Source organism: Picosynechococcus sp. NKBG042902, from assembly GCF_963864045.1.
In the GTDB taxonomy this organism is placed as follows: Bacteria; Cyanobacteriota; Cyanobacteriia; order Cyanobacteriales; family MRBY01; genus MRBY01.
The window spans coordinates 76,883-95,613 of sequence record NZ_CAWLTV010000069.1 but is presented as its reverse complement, the minus strand read 5'-3'; the positions used below and the strand labels follow the sequence as shown (position 1 = coordinate 95,613).

17 protein-coding genes and 1 pseudogene are annotated in these 18,731 nt (G+C 49.7%); 11 read left to right on the top strand and 7 right to left on the bottom strand.

Annotated features, from left to right (window positions below):
• Positions 1 to 32 precede the first annotated feature (32 nt).
• Complete coding sequence (locus AACR41_RS08565) at positions 33 to 2,876, top strand: prepilin-type N-terminal cleavage/methylation domain-containing protein (RefSeq protein WP_030007007.1); 2,844 nt, start codon at positions 33 to 35, stop codon at positions 2,874 to 2,876.
• 45 nt (positions 2,877 to 2,921) lie between these two features.
• A complete protein-coding gene (locus AACR41_RS08560) occupies positions 2,922 to 3,452 on the top strand; it encodes a GspH/FimT family pseudopilin (RefSeq protein ID WP_052349659.1) in 531 nt (176 codons plus the stop codon).
• 93 nt (positions 3,453 to 3,545) lie between these two features.
• Here the strand turns inward: AACR41_RS08560 and psbQ are convergent, their stop codons facing one another.
• Both psbQ and AACR41_RS08550 read right to left on the bottom strand, forming a co-directional pair.
• Complete coding sequence (gene psbQ / locus AACR41_RS08555) at positions 3,546 to 4,004, bottom strand: photosystem II protein PsbQ (protein WP_223209910.1); 459 nt, start codon at positions 4,002 to 4,004, stop codon at positions 3,546 to 3,548.
• Positions 4,005 to 4,071: 67 nt separating this feature from the next.
• A complete protein-coding gene (locus tag AACR41_RS08550; protein ID WP_030007005.1) occupies positions 4,072 to 5,322 on the bottom strand; it encodes an RNA-guided endonuclease InsQ/TnpB family protein in 1,251 nt (416 codons plus the stop codon).
• Between the two features lie 27 nt (positions 5,323 to 5,349).
• On the opposite strand from AACR41_RS08550, the gene tnpA reads away from it, so the two are divergent.
• Complete coding sequence (gene tnpA / locus AACR41_RS08545; RefSeq protein WP_030007004.1) at positions 5,350 to 5,763, top strand: IS200/IS605 family transposase; 414 nt, start codon at positions 5,350 to 5,352, stop codon at positions 5,761 to 5,763.
• A 140-nt stretch (positions 5,764 to 5,903) separates the two neighbouring features.
• On the opposite strand, the gene AACR41_RS08540 is transcribed toward tnpA, so the two are convergent.
• Positions 5,904 to 6,755 carry an alpha/beta fold hydrolase gene (locus AACR41_RS08540; RefSeq protein ID WP_045441910.1) on the bottom strand — a complete coding sequence of 284 codons (852 nt, stop codon included), beginning with the start codon at positions 6,753 to 6,755 and terminating at the stop codon, positions 5,904 to 5,906.
• 124 nt (positions 6,756 to 6,879) lie between these two features.
• On the opposite strand from AACR41_RS08540, the gene mraY reads away from it, so the two are divergent.
• The 4 genes from mraY to hemC all read left to right on the top strand — a co-directional run bounded on the left by mraY (position 6,880) and on the right by hemC (position 12,223).
• Positions 6,880 to 7,974, top strand: coding sequence for a phospho-N-acetylmuramoyl-pentapeptide-transferase (mraY, locus tag AACR41_RS08535; RefSeq protein WP_030007002.1), 1,095 nt, complete (start codon positions 6,880 to 6,882; stop codon positions 7,972 to 7,974).
• Between the two features lie 56 nt (positions 7,975 to 8,030).
• Complete coding sequence (gene mrdA / locus AACR41_RS08530) at positions 8,031 to 9,836, top strand: penicillin-binding protein 2 (RefSeq protein ID WP_030007001.1); 1,806 nt, start codon at positions 8,031 to 8,033, stop codon at positions 9,834 to 9,836.
• 93 nt (positions 9,837 to 9,929) lie between these two features.
• Entirely contained in the window at positions 9,930 to 11,111 is a 1,182-nt protein-coding gene (gene tyrS, locus AACR41_RS08525) for a tyrosine--tRNA ligase (protein ID WP_315862026.1), read from the top strand.
• Between the two features lie 146 nt (positions 11,112 to 11,257).
• Positions 11,258 to 12,223, top strand: coding sequence for a hydroxymethylbilane synthase (hemC, locus tag AACR41_RS08520; protein WP_030006999.1), 966 nt, complete (start codon positions 11,258 to 11,260; stop codon positions 12,221 to 12,223).
• Positions 12,224 to 12,422: 199 nt separating this feature from the next.
• Here hemC and AACR41_RS08515 read toward each other — a convergent pair whose 3' ends face one another.
• Complete coding sequence (locus AACR41_RS08515) at positions 12,423 to 12,599, bottom strand: hypothetical protein (protein WP_161768738.1); 177 nt, start codon at positions 12,597 to 12,599, stop codon at positions 12,423 to 12,425.
• 269 nt (positions 12,600 to 12,868) lie between these two features.
• Between AACR41_RS08515 and AACR41_RS08510 the strand changes: the two genes are divergently transcribed.
• The 3 genes from AACR41_RS08510 to AACR41_RS08500 all read left to right on the top strand — a co-directional run bounded on the left by AACR41_RS08510 (position 12,869) and on the right by AACR41_RS08500 (position 14,555).
• Positions 12,869 to 13,474: a GNAT family N-acetyltransferase gene (locus tag AACR41_RS08510; RefSeq protein ID WP_041443511.1), complete on the top strand. Its 606-nt coding sequence runs from the start codon at positions 12,869 to 12,871 to the stop codon at positions 13,472 to 13,474.
• Between the two features lie 64 nt (positions 13,475 to 13,538).
• Positions 13,539 to 14,012, top strand: coding sequence for a hypothetical protein (locus AACR41_RS08505; protein ID WP_030006998.1), 474 nt, complete (start codon positions 13,539 to 13,541; stop codon positions 14,010 to 14,012).
• 84 nt (positions 14,013 to 14,096) lie between these two features.
• Entirely contained in the window at positions 14,097 to 14,555 is a 459-nt protein-coding gene (locus AACR41_RS08500; RefSeq protein WP_052349658.1) for a hypothetical protein, read from the top strand.
• An 87-nt stretch (positions 14,556 to 14,642) separates the two neighbouring features.
• On the opposite strand, the gene trxA is transcribed toward AACR41_RS08500, so the two are convergent.
• A complete protein-coding gene (trxA, locus tag AACR41_RS08495) occupies positions 14,643 to 14,966 on the bottom strand; it encodes a thioredoxin (RefSeq protein WP_012307227.1) in 324 nt (107 codons plus the stop codon).
• Between the two features lie 497 nt (positions 14,967 to 15,463).
• Between trxA and AACR41_RS08490 the strand changes: the two are divergent.
• Positions 15,464 to 16,653 (top strand): annotated as a pseudogene (locus tag AACR41_RS08490) (glycosyltransferase family 4 protein).
• A gap of 9 nt (positions 16,654 to 16,662) precedes the next feature.
• On the opposite strand, the gene ilvA reads toward AACR41_RS08490, so the two are convergent.
• On the bottom strand, positions 16,663 to 18,174 hold the full coding sequence (gene ilvA / locus AACR41_RS08485) for a threonine ammonia-lyase, biosynthetic (protein ID WP_030006996.1): 1,512 nt from the start codon (positions 18,172 to 18,174) through the stop codon (positions 16,663 to 16,665).
• 81 nt (positions 18,175 to 18,255) lie between these two features.
• Positions 18,256 to 18,579, bottom strand: coding sequence for a hypothetical protein (locus AACR41_RS08480; protein WP_030006995.1), 324 nt, complete (start codon positions 18,577 to 18,579; stop codon positions 18,256 to 18,258).
• Between the last annotated feature and the right edge of the window lie 152 nt (positions 18,580 to 18,731).

The window sequence follows — 18,731 nt, the reverse complement described above, 5'->3', positions numbered from 1 at the left end:
TATCTTGCTACCGGTTTGAGGCCTGCAAAACGATGAGACGTTGGCTCCTAAAATATTATTTTAATTTGCTCAATAGACGATCGACCTCACAAGGTAGCCGAGGCTTTACTGTTACAGAAGTGCTCCTGGCGATCACCCTGAGTGGGATCGTGGCTGCCGGTCTTGGCACTGCCATGGTCGCCACCCTCAATGCCAGCAATCGCACCGAAGCCCGGACCCAGCGCCGTTCTCAACTTAACCGCGCCATTGATTACATCACAGAAGACGTCCGGCGATCGCGTGTTCTTTCTGTTGGAACAACTGATAATGAAGATGACACTCTGGTTTTAAAATATTTTCCAACTACAGGGGATAATGCTAGTTCGCGAACCATTGAATATTCGATCGCAGAAAAAGATGCGAATTCCCCTTGGGTCGGGCCGATGGTGCTGCGGCGACGAGATTATAGAACAGGTGATGACCCTAGTAACTGGACAGTTCTCGTTGATGCTATTTCTGAAAACACGAGTCTTACCATTGATTGCGCCTCTGGAACTGCGATTGGCAATGCTGGTTTCCGAGCGTGCTTAGAAGTAGGTACATCCGCAACGGGCAATGATGTTTTTAAAGTCGATCTAGCACTCTACGGTGAAGTGAATGACTTTGATGGTAGCAATAATACATCTGAAGTTTTGAGTGTTAATAGTGCTGCTTTTGCCCGGAGTCTCAGTCCAGAAGGAGGCTTTCTGAAAAATCCTTCCATTACTTCAGTGACCTTAAGTAGTGATTTGACGACCGCAACCGTTAACTGGAGTGAAGCCCTCGGAGGGACACAACCCTATTCCTATACCCTTTATCGTTGTAGCGAAGGGCCAGACACCTGCGCCATTGATATTGCCACTTCCGATACTGTTGCGAGTAGCTTAACAACCACAACCTACACCGATAATATTTCCAGCTTATCCCAGGGAAATACCGTTTGTTATGCTGTCAAAGTCACGGATGCAGAAGGAGATATTGGCACGAGTAATCCTGTTTGTGTTGAAATTGTTGATGAACTGATCCCGCCGCAAATTGAAGATATTTGGGAATCCCAAGGAGAAGTGGGCCTTGAATGGCAAGCTGCTTCTGGCGGTGATCCCGGCTACCTCTATGGTCTGAAGCGTTGCGATGTTGCAGGGAATGCAGATGATTGTGACCCCACAACATTGGTGCGCGATCCAGAAATTGCCGATACCTCCTACTTCCCCGATCCACTAACAGGGATCAGCGATGGTCAAAAAATTTGCTATGCCGTCGTTGTCAAAGATCAAGCAGGTGGCGAAGCCCAGAGTGACCCGAAATGTATCATCAAGGGACAAGCCCTCTCTGCACCACCAATCAAAACAATTACGGAACAAGCTGATAACACCGTCGATCTAACTTGGTTAAGCGCCTCTGGTGGCGACTATCCCTATACTTACGATCTATTGCGCTGTGTCAGCCCGTCTATACTTGGTATTATTAATCTTCCAGACTGTACTCCGACCACACCTCTCAATTTAGCGACCCAAGATAAAAGTTTCTCTGGAGATAATATTGCAGCGGTTACCAGTGGTAGTAAAATTTGCTATGCCGTGCAAGTAACAGACAGTAGCGCTGCCACCAGCATTGGCGCAACAGAATGTCTAGTTAAAGATGCTCCCCTTACTGCGCCAGATTCTCTAACAGTAACCCTTGATGTTAGTAGTGCAGAGATGGACATTACCTGGCCCAATGCAACAGGTGGCACCCCAGACTATACCTACAATCTCTATCGGTGCGATACAACCAATAGTAGCTGTACGCCCAGTTTGCTGACCTCTGATGTTACTTCGGTACACGCAGATAGTGTCAGTGGCATTGCTAGAGGCCGAAACGTTTGTTACGCAGTTCAAGTCAGTGATGCAGACGGCACAACAGCCCAAACAGAAACAGTATGTGAAACTAAAATTGATCCCCTGCTACTGAGCGGCCTTGTTGTCACCATTGATCCAGATGCTTCGGAAGCAAATATTGCTTGGAGTTCGATTACAGGGGGCAGTACGGCATCACCGACCTATAACCTTTCTCTGAAACGTTGTACTGGAGAAAACTGTACACCCACCACGGCGAGATCTACTAGAACGACACAAAATACGGGCAGCGGTAGTTTCACTGATAGTGTTTCTGGCATTGCTGAAGGAACTAACATCTGTTATGCCATTGACGTGACTGACGGTACCCAAACAACCAGTCGTCAAACTTGTACAACCCTCGAAACGAGTTTGGCGGCACCTGTCATTAGCCTGACAAATACCCCTTCTGATATTAGGCCAACGATTAACTGGCCAGCCGTTACAGGAGCAACTAGTTATCGGGTATTTAGTTGCCAACAAGGGTTAAATTGTGACTCATTATCAGGAAGTACAACGAATACCACCAATCGTTCGTTTACACCGAGTAGTGATCCAGGTGTCGGCAACCAATGGTGTTTTGCTGTTAAAGCGACGAAGGGTTCGGTGATTAGTCCTGCAAGCGATCAAGTTTGTAGTGATCAACGAGGTTTGTCTCAACCAACGATTAACTCAGTCTCAATATCTAAAGCTAATGGTAACAATGTTACCCCTCTCAATGTTTCCATTGCGTGGTTTGCACCTGAAGGTGGTTCACTGTTTGACCTTTTTTATTGCACAGGGAGTACCTGTTCACTACCAGGAACTCCACAACGTCAAAATATTGCTGCGTCAAGTTTTTCTGAAAATGCTTTAGTCTCAGGAAATAAAGATGCATTGTTCTGTTTTGGGATCCGAGCAAAACAGAGTGGTCTTACCAGCGACATGAGTGGCCGAGTCTGTGTGCAAGCTGGAGGTACCTATAATAATCCCAATCCCCAATAATTGATATGATGGAAATTGTAGTTAGATCTACTTAGACTGTGCGTCATGTCACTATTATTTTCTGAGTTCAAAGCACCCTTTAAAAACTCCCAAGACAAAGGATTCACTCTCTTTGAAATGTTGGGAGTTTTGCTATTAGTCGGCATTTTGGCAGGAATCGCAACACCATCACTACTCGGCTTTTTGGCACGGGCAGGCGCAAGACAAGACTTTACGGCTTTACAGGGTTTGTTACAACGTACGCAACAGGAAGCGATTCGCCAAAGTCGCACTTGTCGGGTAATTTTGCCCACTAACAATAGTGAAAATGCAAAAGTGTCCTCTGACTGTCGGGTAACGGAGGATGTGGTGCTTGAAAATGTTGTGATCAAATATAACAATGCCAGTAACCAAGCGATTAACTTTAATTACCGAGGTAACACCAGTCCTCTACGCACTATTGTCCTTGCGGATACCCAGTCTCAATACCAACGTTGTTTAATTATTTCCAATGGGATTGGCGTGATTCGTAAAGGGATTTATGTTGGTGATATTTCAGGCACAGTTTCCGCCAGTTCTTGTGAGACAACAGGTTAATATATTGGAAAAAAGTAGGTAATAAAAAAAGGCGATCGCCTGACCGCCTCATCACTTTTACAAGGAATTTTTCTAAAACCGAATAAATTTTAATTAGCTTGCTTCAGCATCACCTGGGATCAACTGTAAGAAAGCATCAAAATCCGCAAGGGCATTTCTATATTCCGTTGTGGTCGCAGTTGCGTTCCGGGCTTGGGCCGCAACATCTAGACGTTCTAAATGAGCAAAGATTTCATCGATGAGATCCTTAGCTGCTTTTTGGTCATTCGGCAGCAGGGTATTCGCAAGATAGGTCAGATCACGACGTAGGAACCCGAAAGGCCCGTGAATATAGGTGCGTGTATCTACCCAGTTATCGGCTTGAACAAATTCCCCAAGGGTCTCCATGCCTTCGCGGGCTTCGCTAACAGGCACCATATAGGTTTGGATTTGGGAAATCCGGTCGGGGGTGTAGGTATCAGGTACTTTGACCGCAGGGCTAGAGCAACTGACGAGAAAAGTGGTGATGACCACTAACAGCAAGGACAAAACTGACCGCAAACGTAGCATCATGGTTATGTATTAAAGCTTAATGACGTTATCAGGTTTTCAATTGCCAACATCATCTCACAATTGACGCTCATTCAACCAACCTTACGGGTATGGATGGAGATTCTTGATTCACAGACTCTTGCCTAGACAAAGCGAACCTTGCCCCCGACAGACCGTCTCCACAAGCTTTTTCTTGAACGGTGCGCCCCACCGCTCTTTGTTTAATTACAATCGCACTGGCGATATCCCGTGGCATTAATGCCCCACAACTGACACAATTATGCTGACGGTCTGACAGTGCTTTTTGGTGAACATGGCCACAATCAGGGCATTCCTGAGAGGTTCCACGGGCATCTACTTTGAGGTACCCTTTGCCTCGTTTCCAGCAGACCCAGGGCAAAATTACATTGAGGAATTGGCCATGGCCAGCATCAAGCATGTGTTTTCCTAGCATCCCACGGGACAACCCTTTGAGATTCAAGGCTTCCACTGCAATCACATCCCCCCTATCACATAAGTGATGAGCCACCTTAAAGTGAAAATCCTTGCGGATATTCTTGATGTGCTCATGCAGCTTTGCTATTTTGCACTGGAGTTTCTTCCAGTTGCTAGACCCTTTTACTTTTTTTCTGAGTCGTCGTTGCAGCAATTTCAGCTCGCGTTGCAACTCAACAAAAAACCTAGGCCTCTCAACTTGCAGCCCATCAGAGGCCGACAAGAAATATTCCAGCCCAACATCTACGCCAACTACTGCCCCTGCCAGTGGCGCATCGGGAACGTTTATCTCTGACGTAAAACAGAGCATCACATAATAACCCGATGCACGCTTGACCACCCTTGCTTGCTTTACTTGAAAGCCTTCTGGGTAGTCTCGCGATTGTCGAATGCCAATCTTGCCAATACTTGGTAGCTTGACCCACCCATCCCCCAAAAGATTCTTCCCTAGCTGAGGGAACATGAATGAATGCATTTGCCCTGGTTTTTTAAACCGTGGGAACCCAAAACCCCGCTCTTTTCTGTCTTTGAACGCCTTCTCTAGAGTTTTGAGTACCTGTTGAAGGGCTTGGGCATTGACAGATTTGAGTTCTGGGCTAGATTTCTTTGCTTTAGTGAGGGATTTAGCTTGAAAGAAATAATTCGGGTAAGGGGCATCCGCTGCCATGATGTACTCGCTATGCAGCGGGCAAGCATTGACAGGGCACTTTCTTGAAGCGCTCCAATCTTTGCGCTCGCGCAGGGCGTAATTCCATATCTTGCGACAAACATTGAGACTATTTTCTATGGTCTCAATCTGTTGCTTGGTTGGCTTTAGCTTGTACTCATGGGTCAGTGTTAGCATAGTTATATTTTAGCTTAGTCGCCTAAAGTGTCACCCCCCTTAAAACGTCTTTATCACTGTTCTTATAACATTCAATTTTATTTGGTCGCTTGCACTAAATATCGTCGCAAATGTATTACCCGCCCGATGCTGGACAGAATGCAAGAGATATTCTCTGCCACCCTCAGCAAATGGGAGGGAGACTTACTTGAGTTCAATGGGGAAGCTGACCATGTTCACTTATTGATTTCCGTCAATCCCAAAGTTCAGCCTTCCAAGCTGGTTAATAATCTCAAAACCGTTTCGAGTCGATTACTCCGAAAGGAATTTGGCGATCATTTAAATGCGGTTTATCACGGCAAGCCTATTTTTTGGAGTCGCTCGTACTGCCTCATTTCTTGTAGGGGCGCCCCTATTTCTGTCCTCAAGCAATACATTCAGCAACAACCTGAGATTGACTGACTTGCTCCCTCCGGTCGCGCTTCGCTACACCACCCCCTAACCCTTCGGGTATAGGCGGAGTACTGCGAAGAATTCTGATAGGACTGAGATTAGGTTTTCTGCTGGTGCCATTCATATTTTTTTATGGCTCCCCTAGTTTTCTAAGCAAGAAATTCACTCAATACAGGGGCGATCGCCTCCGGAAAATGCTCCTGGGGATAATGTTTCGCTTCGGGCAAGGCTTCCCAACGGTGGGCGGTTTCTGTTTTGACCCAGTTTTCGATCTGGCCATTGTCTAACCAAGGATCCTGAGTCCCCCAAAGAAACAAGGTCGGCGCAGGCCGATTTTTGAGGCGATCGCCCAAGTCTGGCAAAACTTTGGCTAACTCAAAGCGACGCACCGTCGTCATCAGGGCACGACCCACGGCAGAACTGGTTTTGTAGGGTTTGCGGTAGGTGGCGAGGTCGCTATCACCAATCACGAAGCCACTGCCTTTTTCGAGGGTGCGGTCTACCAGCAGCGGATCCTGAGTGAGCATCTCCCCAGCAAGGGGCAAGCCCCACTGCTGCATCACCCAGGGCAGTTTACTCCCCGGCAGGATCGGACTATTGAGAATCACCAGGCGATCGCACAGTTCCGGTTCGTTGAGGGCAAATAAAACCCCCACATGGCCGAGAAATCCCTGGGTGACAATGTGGCAACGCTCAATTTTTAAAGCGGCGAGAAAATCCTTTAATGCCCCCTGAAACGCCTCGGCTCGGTAGGAAAACTCCCGACTGCTGGGATAGCTCGAAAAACCAGATCCGGGCCAATCCGGGGCAATACAGTGAAAATTTGCCGCCCCTAAACGTTCCAGCACACCGCGCCAACCGTAACTGTGGGCGGGCAGTCCATGGAGAAAGAGGATCGGCAGGCGGCCATTGTCTTGTTTTTCGGTCTCGCGGTAGAACCAAGTGAGGTTGCCGACGGTAATTTTTTCTGTGGCGATCGCCATGGTTTGATTAGCCCCCATAACAGTTAGATGAAATTTTCACTGTGGCATACTCCTCGACCAAAACAAAGTCCCCTAAGTAGAGCGAGATAGAGCCAGGGAGATGCTATCTTTTTGGGGAGTTTGATCAACGCCAAATAACCCCGTGGAAAGCAAATCGTCACTGCCTCTCTTTTTTCAGAAACCCTCTGGCACCCAACTGCTAGGTCTCTTGAGCGCCCTGCTCGTGGGCCTCGCTGTGTTGATTAGCCATCAGCCCCAACTGAACCCTAGCAATATTTTGCCCCTGTGGATTCCGGTTTTGGTCTCGGCGATTGTGGCTGGGATCTTTGGGGTGTGGATCGTGCCCCTATTACGGCGGCTGAAAACGGGTCAAATTATTCGCGAAGAAGGCCCCCAGGCTCACCTCAAAAAAGCAGGAACTCCCACCATGGGTGGCCTCATTTTCTTGCCCGTTGGTCTAATTGCTGGGGTGATCTTTGCGGGGTTCGATCCAGAGGCGATCACCGTGGCCCTCGTGACCCTCGCCTATGGTGTCATCGGTTGGGTGGACGATTGGCAAGTGCTGCGTCTCAAGTCCAATAAAGGCATTTCCCCCCGGATGAAACTGATCCTGCAAATTGTGATCGCCGTGGTGTTTTGTATTTGGCTTGCCCTCACTGCTCCAGAACTGACGACAATTACCTTTTTTGCGGGACTGAGTTTACCCCTCGGTGTTTTCTTTTGGGCCTTGGCTGGCTTTGCCATGGTCGCCGAAAGTAATGCCACGAACCTCACCGATGGTGTTGATGGTTTGGCAGGGGGCACAGGGGCGATCGCCTTCCTGGGTGTTGGTGCCCTCGCGTTGCCTGAACATCCTGGCCTGAGCTTACTCTGCGCTTGTCTAAGTGGAGCTTGTCTGGGCTTCATTTACCACAACCGTAACCCCGCAAAAGTTTTCATGGGAGATACGGGTTCCCTCGCCTTGGGGGGTGGCTTGGCCGCAGCGGGCATTCTGAGCGGCAACATTTGGGGATTGCTAATTATCAGTGGCATTTTTTGCATTGAGGCCGTTTCTGTCATTGCCCAGGTTAGTTATTACAAAGCCACCAAAGATGAAACAGGTCAAGGAAAACGATTGCTCAAAATGGCTCCCATTCACCACCACCTAGAACTCAGTGGTTGGCCCGAAACCCAGATTGTCGGCGTTTTTTATTTGATTAACCTTGGCTTAGTCCTGCTCAGTTTTGTCTTGACCTAAAAAGCCAAATGAGCGCGTTAAAATTAGAATCAATTTTTCTTTTTTCCTAGGCACCCATGACCCTTATTTCTCCCCTTGCAAAAGCCTCGCGCAAAGAATCGGGTCGCACCGTTGGCCGGGGGGTTCGTCCCTGGGGAATTATGTTTGCCGTTAGCTTGGCCCTCCTGGGCGGCATTGGTTCGCGCTTGGCTTTTTTGCAACTCGTCAAGGGAGATGAGCTACGGCAAACGGCCCGAAATAATAGCGTCCGCATTGCCCCCAAACCACCGATCCGGGGCAATATGTTTGACCGTCATGGCAAGGTGCTGGCGACGACAAAACTCGCCCACGCCGTCTATGTATGGCCCGTAGCTCGTACGAGACCCGATTGGCCAAAAACGAAACAATTGCTCTCTCAGTTAGTGGGTATTGCCCCCAGCGAAATCGAAAAGCGCCTAGAATCCCAAGATATCTACGCCACTGAACCCTTGGCGATCGCCCGCAATTTGACCCTTGCCCAAGTCACCGCCATCGAAGAACATCACCAGACCCTTGCCGGAGTAGAGGTGATCATCGAACCGGTGCGTTATTATCCCGAAGGTGATACGGCCTCCCATGTCCTCGGTTATACGAGAGAATTAACCCCCGAAGAATTTGAGACCCGCCAAGCAGAAGGCTATCGCCTCCAGGATTACATCGGTAAATTAGGTCTAGAAGCGTCCCTAGAATCCCGTCTGCGTGGGGAATGGGGCGGCCAAGAAATTCAAGTGGACCGCGATGGCCGATTTGTGAAAATCCTGGGAGAAAAACCAGCCCAGGCCGGGGAAGATCTGCGTCTTACCCTAGACGCTGAACTTCAAAAGGTTGCCCAGAGGGTTTTGGGACGACGCAAAGGGGCGATCGTCGCTCTCGATCCGCGCAATGGCGATGTCTTGGCGATGGCGAGTTACCCCAACTTTGATCCGAATATTTTTTCTGATCGCATTTCCCCCGAAAAATGGGCCGCCGTCACTGCCCAGGGCGATCCCTTTATTAACCGTGCCATTCGTGGGTTTCCGCCAGCATCGACTTTTAAAGTTGTGACCGCCGCCGCCGGGATGGAATCCGGCAAATATCCAGCCAACACAGTGTTGAGCACCAGTCCTTACCTCGCCGCTGCTGGGGTTCGTTTCTATGAGTGGAACCGGGCTGGTTTTGGGGCCGCCGGCTACGTGAAAGCGATGGCCTGGAGTAGTAACACCTTTTTTGGCCAGGTGGGGCGGGGTGTTGGCGGTGAAACCCTGATTGATTGGTCGCGCCGCTTTGGCTTTGGTTCACCCACTGGCATTGAACTCAACGAAGAAACTAGCGGGCTAATTCCGGATGATGATTGGACCCAAGAGCGCCTCGATCGCCCTTGGAATGTGGGAGACACCGTAAATATGTCCATCGGTCAAGGCTTAACGTTGGCGACCCCCCTACAGGTGGCCCAGATGTTTGCGGTGACAGCGAATGGCGGCTATTTAGTGCAACCCCACCTCGTCCAAACTGATACTCCGGTGAAAACGTCCCTCAACATGGCCCCCAGTACCCTAGAAGCCATTCGCCAAGGCTTGCGGGCCGTGGTCACTAACGGTACGGGTACAGTGCTCAATATTCCTGGGATTCCGACGGCAGCGGGTAAAAGTGGTACCGCCGAGGCACCACCCCGGGAAAACCATGCTTGGTTCGGTGCCTTCGCTCCCTATGACGAGGCAGAGATCGTTGTCGTCGCCTTTGCGGAACACTCCGGCGGTGGTGGTGGTTCTGTGGCTGGGCCGATGGTGCGGGATGTGATGGCTGCTTATTTTGAATTGAAGGAAAAGGCCGAAAATCCTGAAGCCACAACCGCAACCCCAGAATAGGCAGCTTATCGCTTCGCTGCATTCAATAATCTCAGCAGAATATGGCACAATAGGCAGGTTTAAATTTCCACAATTGAGTTAACAAAATCCCCTGTGAATATGTCTGCGAATCTTGAGTGGCTAACCCGTGGCACCAGCGAAATTTTTCCGGATAATCCTGAAGAAAATTTAGCCCAGGTTCTCCAGACAGGCGATCGCCCCTTGAGGGTCAAATTAGGCATTGATCCGACGGGCTCAGATCTCCACCTCGGCCATAGTATTCCGTTCCGTAAACTGCGTGCCTTTCAAGATGCGGGCCACACCGCAGTGGTGATTATTGGCGATTTTACCGCCCAGATTGGCGACCCCACCGGCAAATCAGAAGTACGCAAACAGCTCAGTGCCGCCGACGTGCAACAAAATGCCGAAACCTACCTAGAGCAACTGCGACCAATCCTCGATTTTGAGACCCCAGGCCGCCTCGAAATTCGCTATAACTCCGAATGGCTTAAGGATTTAGATTTAGCCAAGATCCAAGCACTGCTGGCGACAATGACGGTGCAGCAAATGCTAGCTAAAGAAGGCTTTGCCAAACGTTACCAAAGCGAAAACCCAATTTACATCCATGAATTTCTCTATCCTCTGATGCAGGGCTATGACTCGGTGGCGGTGGACGCAGATGTAGAACTTGGTGGCACTGACCAAAAATTTAATATTGCCGTGGGGCGGGATCTGCAAAGACACTTTGGGAAAAAGCCCCAATTCGGCCTATTGCTGCCCATTTTGATCGGTACCGATGGCAAAGAAAAAATGTCCAAAAGTCTCAATAACTATGTGGGCCTCAAGGACAATCACCACACCATGTACCAAAAGTTGCAAAATACCCCCGATAGCTTGCTGAAGGACTATTTTGAACTGCTCACTAAACAAGACCTGCAAACTTTGCCGGTAAACCCCCGTGACCAACAAAAACTCCTGGCCCGGGACATTGTTACTCAGTTCCATGGGGCTGAAGCGGCGGTAGATGCGGAGAAAGCTGTACAGGATGTCGCCGCCGCCAATATTCCCGAATTTTCCCTGGGCGCAGTGGAATTCCCCTCGCCTCTGTTTTATATTTTGGGGGCCTCTGGCCTGTGTTCCAGCGGTGGGGATGGTCGTCGCCAAATTAAAGGGGGAGCAGTTCGCCTCGATGATGAGCGGATCACGGACATGAATCTCGCCTTTGAGAAGCCGGAGCAATTAGTAGATAAGGTACTCCGGGTGGGGAAAAAGAAATTTGTCCGCCTCGTGCCCTAGGATTGGGACTCTGATTTTTGGGGATTTCGTGAACAGTTGTAACATTTCCGGCTGTTCTCAGAAAAAATTCTGCGATTAGGGACGGACAACGCGATACCCTAGTTTGAGTCAAAATTTTAAGATCATTTTTATAAATCCGAATTGATATGACCGCTGAGACCCCTTCGAAACGCACTGTGCGGATTGGCTCCCGCAAAAGCCAACTTGCTTTAGTCCAAACCTATTGGGTACGGGATGAGCTCCAAAAGGCTTACCCAGAGATCACCTTTGAAGTCCAAACCATGGAAACCCAAGGGGATAAGGTGCTGGATGTGGCCCTCTCGAAAATTGGCGATAAGGGGCTATTTACCCAAGAACTCGAAGACGGCATGCTCAAGGGAGAGACAGATTTTGCGGTGCATTCCCTGAAGGATTTGCCCACGAATTTGCCTGAGGGGTTGATGCTCGGCTGTGTCACGGAACGGGTTGACCCGGCGGATGCCCTGGTGGTTAACGAAAAGCATCGGGATCAAAAGCTAGAAACCCTCCCAAGCGGTTCGGTGATTGGCACTTCTTCGCTACGGCGTCTGGCCCAACTACGGCACCACTTCCCCCATTTGGAATTTAAAGATATTCGCGGCAATGTGAATACGCGCCTAGCGAAGTTAGACCGGGGCGAGTATGACGCGATTATTTTGGCGGCGGCGGGTCTGCAACGGCTTGATTTTGGCGATCGCATCCACCAGATTATTTCTAGTGATATTTCCCTCCATGCCGTGGGCCAAGGGGCCTTGGGTATCGAATGCCGGGATGGGGATGAGGAGATTTTGGGTCTGTTGCGGCCTGTACTCGAACATGCTGAGAGCCGCGATCGCTGTTATGCAGAACGCTCTTTCCTGCGTCAGTTGGAGGGGGGCTGCCAAGTACCGATTGGGGTCAACACAACCATTGAAGGCGATCACCTAACCTTAGTGGGGATGGTTGCGAGCCTTGATGGCCAAACCCTCATCCGCGATGAAGTCAGTGGTAGCCGCGCCGATGCGGAGAAATTGGGCATTGAATTAGCCCAAAAGGCGATCGCCCAGGGAGCAGACAAGATTTTGGCTGAAATTAATGAGGCGAACCGCGCCTAATTCCGTAGTTGAGTGATAAATTGCCCCCTCCTCCAGGCGCTTATCTTGTATGACTTTTAAAACACTATCTTGATATAACAACGTTTCAGGCATTTTGTACAAAAAAGTGCTTTTTGTGAAACTCTTGTGTATCAAGGCTTGGAGAAAAACCCTACAAGATAAGCTCCAGGCGAGGGGGGATTTTTATTGCAGCTTTGTTTTATAACTGGGGTTCTGGTCGATCGGCGGGAATTTCTGGCGATCGCAGTCGATTATGTTCGCCGTAGCCAAGCTGATTCAGGGTCTCGATATCCCCTTTGGATGATGATGAGGTTGCAGCGGATGGATTTTGGGCGATCGCTTTACGCTGTTTTTTTAGTTTAGATTTTCGTCCCATGGTGAAGATTTCCTCACAATATGCAGTGCCGCTTTCAAACGTGCATTGAAGATGGCATCGGCTTGCCTTCCGTTACTCAAACGCCCTTCATTTAAGACTTGTTTACCGATTGTCGGTGGACATCATGATCAGAATGGTGGCCCACAAATTTAGAGCCTTACAGATGATTGGCAAAATCTATCCCTCGACAAGCCATTCATAAAATTGGCACAATGGTTTGTGGTTTCAAGTTTTTCTAGAAAAATTTTACCCTTGTTTCCGGAGGCTTGGTGAATCCTCGTCTTTCTTCTGTTTGGAATATCCCGCAACTATCCTCAGTCGATGTGGCCCTCAGCCAGAGTACCCTGAGTATTCGGCCTGCTACTCTGGAGGATGCCCGCGCCCTGGCAACGGTCTTGACCCATAGTTTCCATCACTACCAAGGCACTTGGGGCTGGCTGACGCCTCTCCTGCGCCTGGGGGTCTATGAAGATTTACACCATCGTCTCAAACAGACCAAAGAGCACCACGCTTGTTTTGTGGCAGCAATGCAAACGGCGACAGCCCAGGAAATTGTCGGCACAGTGGAGATCTCTGTACGTTATTTAAATGCGCTGGCGATCGCCCCCGCCAAAGCCCCCTATATTTCTAATTTGGCGGTAAATCCCCAATACCGTCGCTTGGGCATTGCCCGAAAACTTTTGGCCCGTTGTGAAACCCAAGTGCGTTACTGGCACTATGGCAGTGTGGCCCTCCATGTCTTGGAAAATAATGAAGCTGCCAAACAACTCTATCTCAGTTGTGGGTATGATATTAAATATGCAGAACGTCCCCTAAGTGCTTGGCTCCTGCGTCGGCCGCGCCGTCTCTTTGTCCAAAAGAGTTTATCTCCCTAAGTCTTTTTGTTTCTTAGTTCACCGCCGCTGATGTGGCGATCGCCACCGTTCTTTATCCTTTGCCATGGGCTCTACTCCCCCCTCAACGACAAATTCTCCCATAGACCATCTTGAAATTTTGGCCCAATTGAAGCAGGGAGAACTTTTGATGGTGAACCCCCGCCGTAAAAATGGACTGATTTTACGCAAAGCCTACCACGGCGATTTTGCTGGCCCAGGGGCGATCATTGGTGGCGTTTTTGATCAAGATGTAGAATCGGTAATTCCCGTGGGTGCCCTGTCTCTGTTGGTGCCAGCGCCCGGTACTGAGCGGGAAAAAGCCTACCTCATTCGGCGGCAGTGGGTCCGACTCCTGAAGCAGATCACCGACAAACCCGTACCAGAACAGCGGGCCCAAATTATTTTAAATCAGTTTGAAAATTGGTTTGACCTCGACACAGCCGCCCAACTGTCCGATGATGTCTTTGCTGAGTTGGTCGGGGTACTGCCCCAAACCATTGCTAAAGTGCGTAACCGTGTTAACCGCTCAGAAATTTGACGGCAAAATGTTCACCTTTAGATTGTTGTGAACCTCACCTTTAGGGGATGATAGAAACCAGTCACCAAGAGGAGAACAGTTGCTATGGGGGAGAGCATCCCAGAACAGCAGGCGATCGCCGAAACGATTGCCCTCTTAGAATATTATGGCTTTGAACTCAATGGTCAGACCGCTGCAGCCACCATTGAGCAATGGTGTGCCCATAGTCCCGTCGCCTGGGTTCGTCTAGCTGTCCTCGAAGCCCTATATCGGGGGCGCTATAAAAAAATTTCAGTCACGGCAATCCTGCGGGTTTGGCAGCGCTGGGAAAAACCCCAAGTCCAGTTCAATCGAGAATTTGAAAGCCTGATCTGTGCCGAACTGCCGACCAAAGTCGCCCCCACTCCGCCTGCACAATCTCGCCCCAAAGCCTCTATCGTTTCAGCACTACCGTCCCCAAGTTTCGGCATTGCCACCTTTTCGCCACCACCGGAGTTAGCAAATTCCGATGCCTATCAAAAACTCAAGGCGATCGCCACCCAGCCAGACACTAAAAAACCCTAGGAATACACTAGGGCTGAGTGCAAAAGCCGGATGTTAAATGATGCCGTTGCTGTCTAGGAGTGCGTTGAAGTTCTTAAGAGAATTTTTTTAAAGTTCTTTATCAATCGCAGCAGCGAGGGTTGTTTTGGGCACAGCACCGACTACCATGCTGACCTTTTTGCCCCCTTTGAAAATCATCAAGGTCGGGATGCTCCGAATACCATATTCGCTGGCGACACCAGGGTTTTCGTCAGTATTGAGCTTAAACACCTTGATTTGATCTTGGTATTGTTCGGCGATCTCCTCCACGACGGGAGCAACCATACGACAGGGACCACACCAAGGAGCCCAGAAGTCGACGAGTACAGGGACGTCACTTTCGAGGACTTCTTCTTGAAAGGTTGCGTCTGTGACTGCGGCAGTTTTTGACATGCCTCTAAATTCCTAATTTATACAAGATTTTTCTAAGGATACCTAGGGATTCTAGCATAAAGGCTCCGACCCATCTGGAACTTTAGGCAAAATGATAGAAAATTTTGCGTTTGATGCTTTCTTGAAAACTGAAGGAAAACCAATGCTAGGATATAGCGAGCTTTTTCTATGCTCCATCGCTTAGGGGAATATGACAGCAGCAAACCCTACCAAGAAATGTGATTGATCCCAGGGAGAGTCGGCAACTTTGAGCGCAACAATCTGGTTAAATTACTGACAAAAAAAACGCCCGAATACTATGGCGATTCGGACGAAGTATGGTGTGAGGAGTGAACAAAAACTTTCATTCTTTATCGCAAAAGTTTTTGCCCACCTCTATTGTAAAGGAAAAAAGAGCGTTTGTTCAGACCCACTCGGCGAGCTGTGAAATTTCTTTAAGGGATTAAATGAATGGGGAAAGAAAGGGTATTTTTGCAAGCGGTGAGGGAGATGGAATAATGCGCATCTTAGTACTCAGTTGGGAGTTTCCCCCCCGGGTTGTGGGTGGAATTGCTCGCCATGTGGGGGAACTGTATCCAGAAATTGTCCGCCTGGGCCATGAAGTGCATATGTTGACCTTGGCCACAGGGTTAGCGCCAGCCTATGAAATTGTCGAGGGCATCCATGTGCATCGGGTTGTTGTGCCGGATCACCCTGATTTTTTCCAGTGGGTGGGGGCAATGAACCGGGAAATGCTGGCCTATGGTACTGCTTTTTTAGAAAAAACAGGCTCCTGTGCATTGATCCATAGCCATGATTGGTTAGTCGCTGATGCGGCGATCGCCCTCAAACACCAGTTTAAAATTCCCCTATTGGCCACCATTCACGCCACGGAATATGGTCGTCACAATGGCATTCACACCGACACCCACCGCTACATCGCCCGTAAGGAAAAAATGCTGTCCCACGAGGCCTGGCGGGTGATCGTTTGTAGTCAATACATGCGCCATGAGCTGGAGCGGGCCTTGCAAACCCCCTGGCCGAAAATGGATGTGATTTTTAATGGGATTCGGCCAGAAAAAAACAACATGCGGTTAGTTTTGACCGTCAGTCTTTTCGTCGTCAGTTTGCCCCCGATGACCATCGAATTGTCTATTATGTGGGACGTTTAACCTACGAAAAAGGAATTAATGTGCTCCTGAGTGCGGCGCCTCGGATTCTGGAGGTGATGCGGGGGAAAGTCCGGTTTGTGATTATTGGGGGGGGCAATGGCGATCGCCTGAAGGAACAGGCTTGGAATTTGGGCATTTGGGAACAGTGTAATTTCACGGGATTTATGTCCGACGAGGATTTAGATAAGTTCCAAACCATCGCCGATTGTGCCGTGTTCCCTAGTTTATATGAGCCGTTTGGGATTGTTGCCCTCGAAAGTTTTGCGGCGAAAGTCCCGGTGGTGGTGTCCAATACGGGAGGCTTACCGGAGGTGGTCACCCATGGTGAAACGGGCATTGTCACCTACGCGAATGTGGCCAGTTCCCTCGCCTGGGGAATTTTGGAGGTCTTACAACACCCGGAATATGCCAAAATCCTCGTAGAAAATGCCTACGCGGATCTGCCCCGACGTTTTAATTGGGCAAAATTGGCGATCGCCACGGAGCAGGTTTACCAACGTGTGGTTCAAGAGCGGGCCGCCGTGGTGTGGGAGTAGGACAAAACCTTAGCCCAAAAAGAGCTTGTAGGCGGGATTTTGATTTTCGTCCCAGTAACGATAACCGAGTTGGTCGAGGAACGTTTGCCAATCGTCCATTTCTGCCGGGGGCACCTGGACGGCGATCGCAATCCGTCCATAATCAGCACCATTATTGCGATAGTGGAACCCACTGATATTCCAATGGGGGCTCATGGTATCGACAAATTTCATCAACGCCCCTGGATATTCAGGAAACTCAAAGCGATAGAACAACTCATGGGTTGCCTTGGGACTGCGGCCACCGACCATGTGACGCAGGTGTAATTTCGTCAGTTCGTCATCGGTGAGATTGAGGGTTTTAAAGCCATTCGCTTCGAAGGTTTCGGCGAGGGTCTTAATTTCACTGCGGTCAGCAATTTGTACCCCCACAAAAATATGGGCTTCCTGTTCATCGGCAATGCGATAGTTGAATTCCGTTAAATTGCGATCGCCCATGCAACGGCAAAACTTTCGTAAACTGCCCGGTTGTTCTGGGATTGTCACGGCAAAAATTGCTTCTCGCCCTTCCCCTAATTCGGCTCGCTCGGCCACAAACCGCAGGCGATCAAAGTTCATATTGGCCCCACAGGCAACGGCCACTAAGGTTTCGTCCTGAATGCCTTCCCGCTCCACATAGGCTTTCATCCCGGCGATCGCCAATGCCCCAGCCGGCTCCAAAATAGAGCGGGTGTCCTCAAATACATCTTTAATGGCCGCACAGGTATCATCGGTGGAGACCAGAATAATTTCATCGACATATTCCTGGCACAGGCGAAATGTTTCTTCCCCGACATAGCGCACCGCCACCCCATCGGCAAACAACCCCACCTGGGATAACTGCACCCGTTCCCCTGTTTCAAGAGATTGTTTCATAGCATCGGCATCCACAGGTTCGACGCCGATAATTTTGATCTCAGGCCGCACCCGCTTCACATAGGCCGCAATGCCTGCAATTAATCCGCCGCCGCCGATCGCCACAAAAATTGCGTGGATGGGCTGTTGGCACTGGCGTAAAATCTCCATGCCGATGGTGCCCTGACCAGCGATGACATAGGGATCATCAAAGGGATGAATGAGCGTTAAGCCCTGTTCCTCCGAGAGTTTGCGGGCGTGGGCGTAGGCATCATCGTAGGCATTTCCATGCAGGATCACCTCGCCACCCCTGGCTTTAACGGCATTGATCTTGACCTGGGGCGTCACCACAGGCATTACAATCACCGCCCTCGTGCCCAACTTTGTCGCGGCGAGGGCCACCCCCTGGGCATGGTTTCCGGCGGAGGCAGCGATCACGCCACATTGCAATTGCTCTGGGGTTAGGTGCGCCATCTTGTTGTACGCGCCCCGCAGCTTAAAAGAAAAGACCGACTGCATATCCTCCCGCTTCAATAGCACATGGTTGTGCAGGCGGCGCGAAAGATTGGGGGCCACTTCGAGGGGAGTTTCTTGGGCTACGTCGTAAACGCGGGCATTTAAAATTTGGATCAAATAATCGCAATGCATAGGGCGATCGCCAACGGGAATTTTAGGACAGATAAAGTGTGAGGATTTTACTGTAACCCCATCCCGTCAATCCACGAAAGCCTAGTTCAACGAAAAGGTTAATTTTTTGAGGGGCGATCGCCAATCTAGCATTGTTTTCTTGGGGGGAGGTGGGGCTTGGCATTCCGGTTGTACCACGGGGACTAGGTGCTGCTCTTCAACCACCAGTTGCCCATTATCTAAAGCTTGTCGCCATTGTTTGCCTTGTTTCCAAGCCTGATATTTGCGGACATTCCAACGGGGATTACTGGGATAACCCGCAAAGCCAGATCGCAGCGCAGGATGACTTTCCCTCGGGATCGCAGTTTCGATGTAAATGCCTTCGGCCAATTCCACCAACCGTTGTACAGCATGGTTTGTCATCATCTGACTCTGCCTCCCTAATGTCAACGAATATTACAAGATCACATTACCCTTTACTAAATGCACCAAAAAACAAGACTGGCTTTTGGTATCAATGGTTGAGAAAAACGCCAGGCGAAATTTCTCACATTCACATATATAACGATGGGCCGCCA

Bases quoted from the DNA above. Each gene is read 5' to 3' on its own strand.
- AACR41_RS08505 (WP_030006998.1), top strand. From the start codon at position 13,539: ATGGGCTCTACTCCCCCCTCAACGACAAATTCTCCCATAGACCATCTT.
- AACR41_RS08500 (WP_052349658.1), top strand. From the start codon at position 14,097: ATGGGGGAGAGCATCCCAGAACAGCAGGCGATCGCCGAAACGATTGCC.
- AACR41_RS08515 (WP_161768738.1), bottom strand. From the start codon at position 12,599: ATGGGACGAAAATCTAAACTAAAAAAACAGCGTAAAGCGATCGCCCAA.
- trxA (WP_012307227.1), bottom strand. From the start codon at position 14,966: ATGTCAAAAACTGCCGCAGTCACAGACGCAACCTTTCAAGAAGAAGTC.
- AACR41_RS08560 (WP_052349659.1), top strand. From the start codon at position 2,922: ATGTCACTATTATTTTCTGAGTTCAAAGCACCCTTTAAAAACTCCCAA.
- mrdA (WP_030007001.1), top strand. From the start codon at position 8,031: ATGACCCTTATTTCTCCCCTTGCAAAAGCCTCGCGCAAAGAATCGGGT.
- AACR41_RS08480 (WP_030006995.1), bottom strand. From the start codon at position 18,579: ATGATGACAAACCATGCTGTACAACGGTTGGTGGAATTGGCCGAAGGC.
- hemC (WP_030006999.1), top strand. From the start codon at position 11,258: ATGACCGCTGAGACCCCTTCGAAACGCACTGTGCGGATTGGCTCCCGC.
- AACR41_RS08565 (WP_030007007.1), top strand. From the start codon at position 33: ATGAGACGTTGGCTCCTAAAATATTATTTTAATTTGCTCAATAGACGA.
- ilvA (WP_030006996.1), bottom strand. From the start codon at position 18,174: ATGCATTGCGATTATTTGATCCAAATTTTAAATGCCCGCGTTTACGAC.
- psbQ (WP_223209910.1), bottom strand. From the start codon at position 4,004: ATGATGCTACGTTTGCGGTCAGTTTTGTCCTTGCTGTTAGTGGTCATC.
- AACR41_RS08540 (WP_045441910.1), bottom strand. From the start codon at position 6,755: ATGGGGGCTAATCAAACCATGGCGATCGCCACAGAAAAAATTACCGTC.
- AACR41_RS08550 (WP_030007005.1), bottom strand. From the start codon at position 5,322: ATGCTAACACTGACCCATGAGTACAAGCTAAAGCCAACCAAGCAACAG.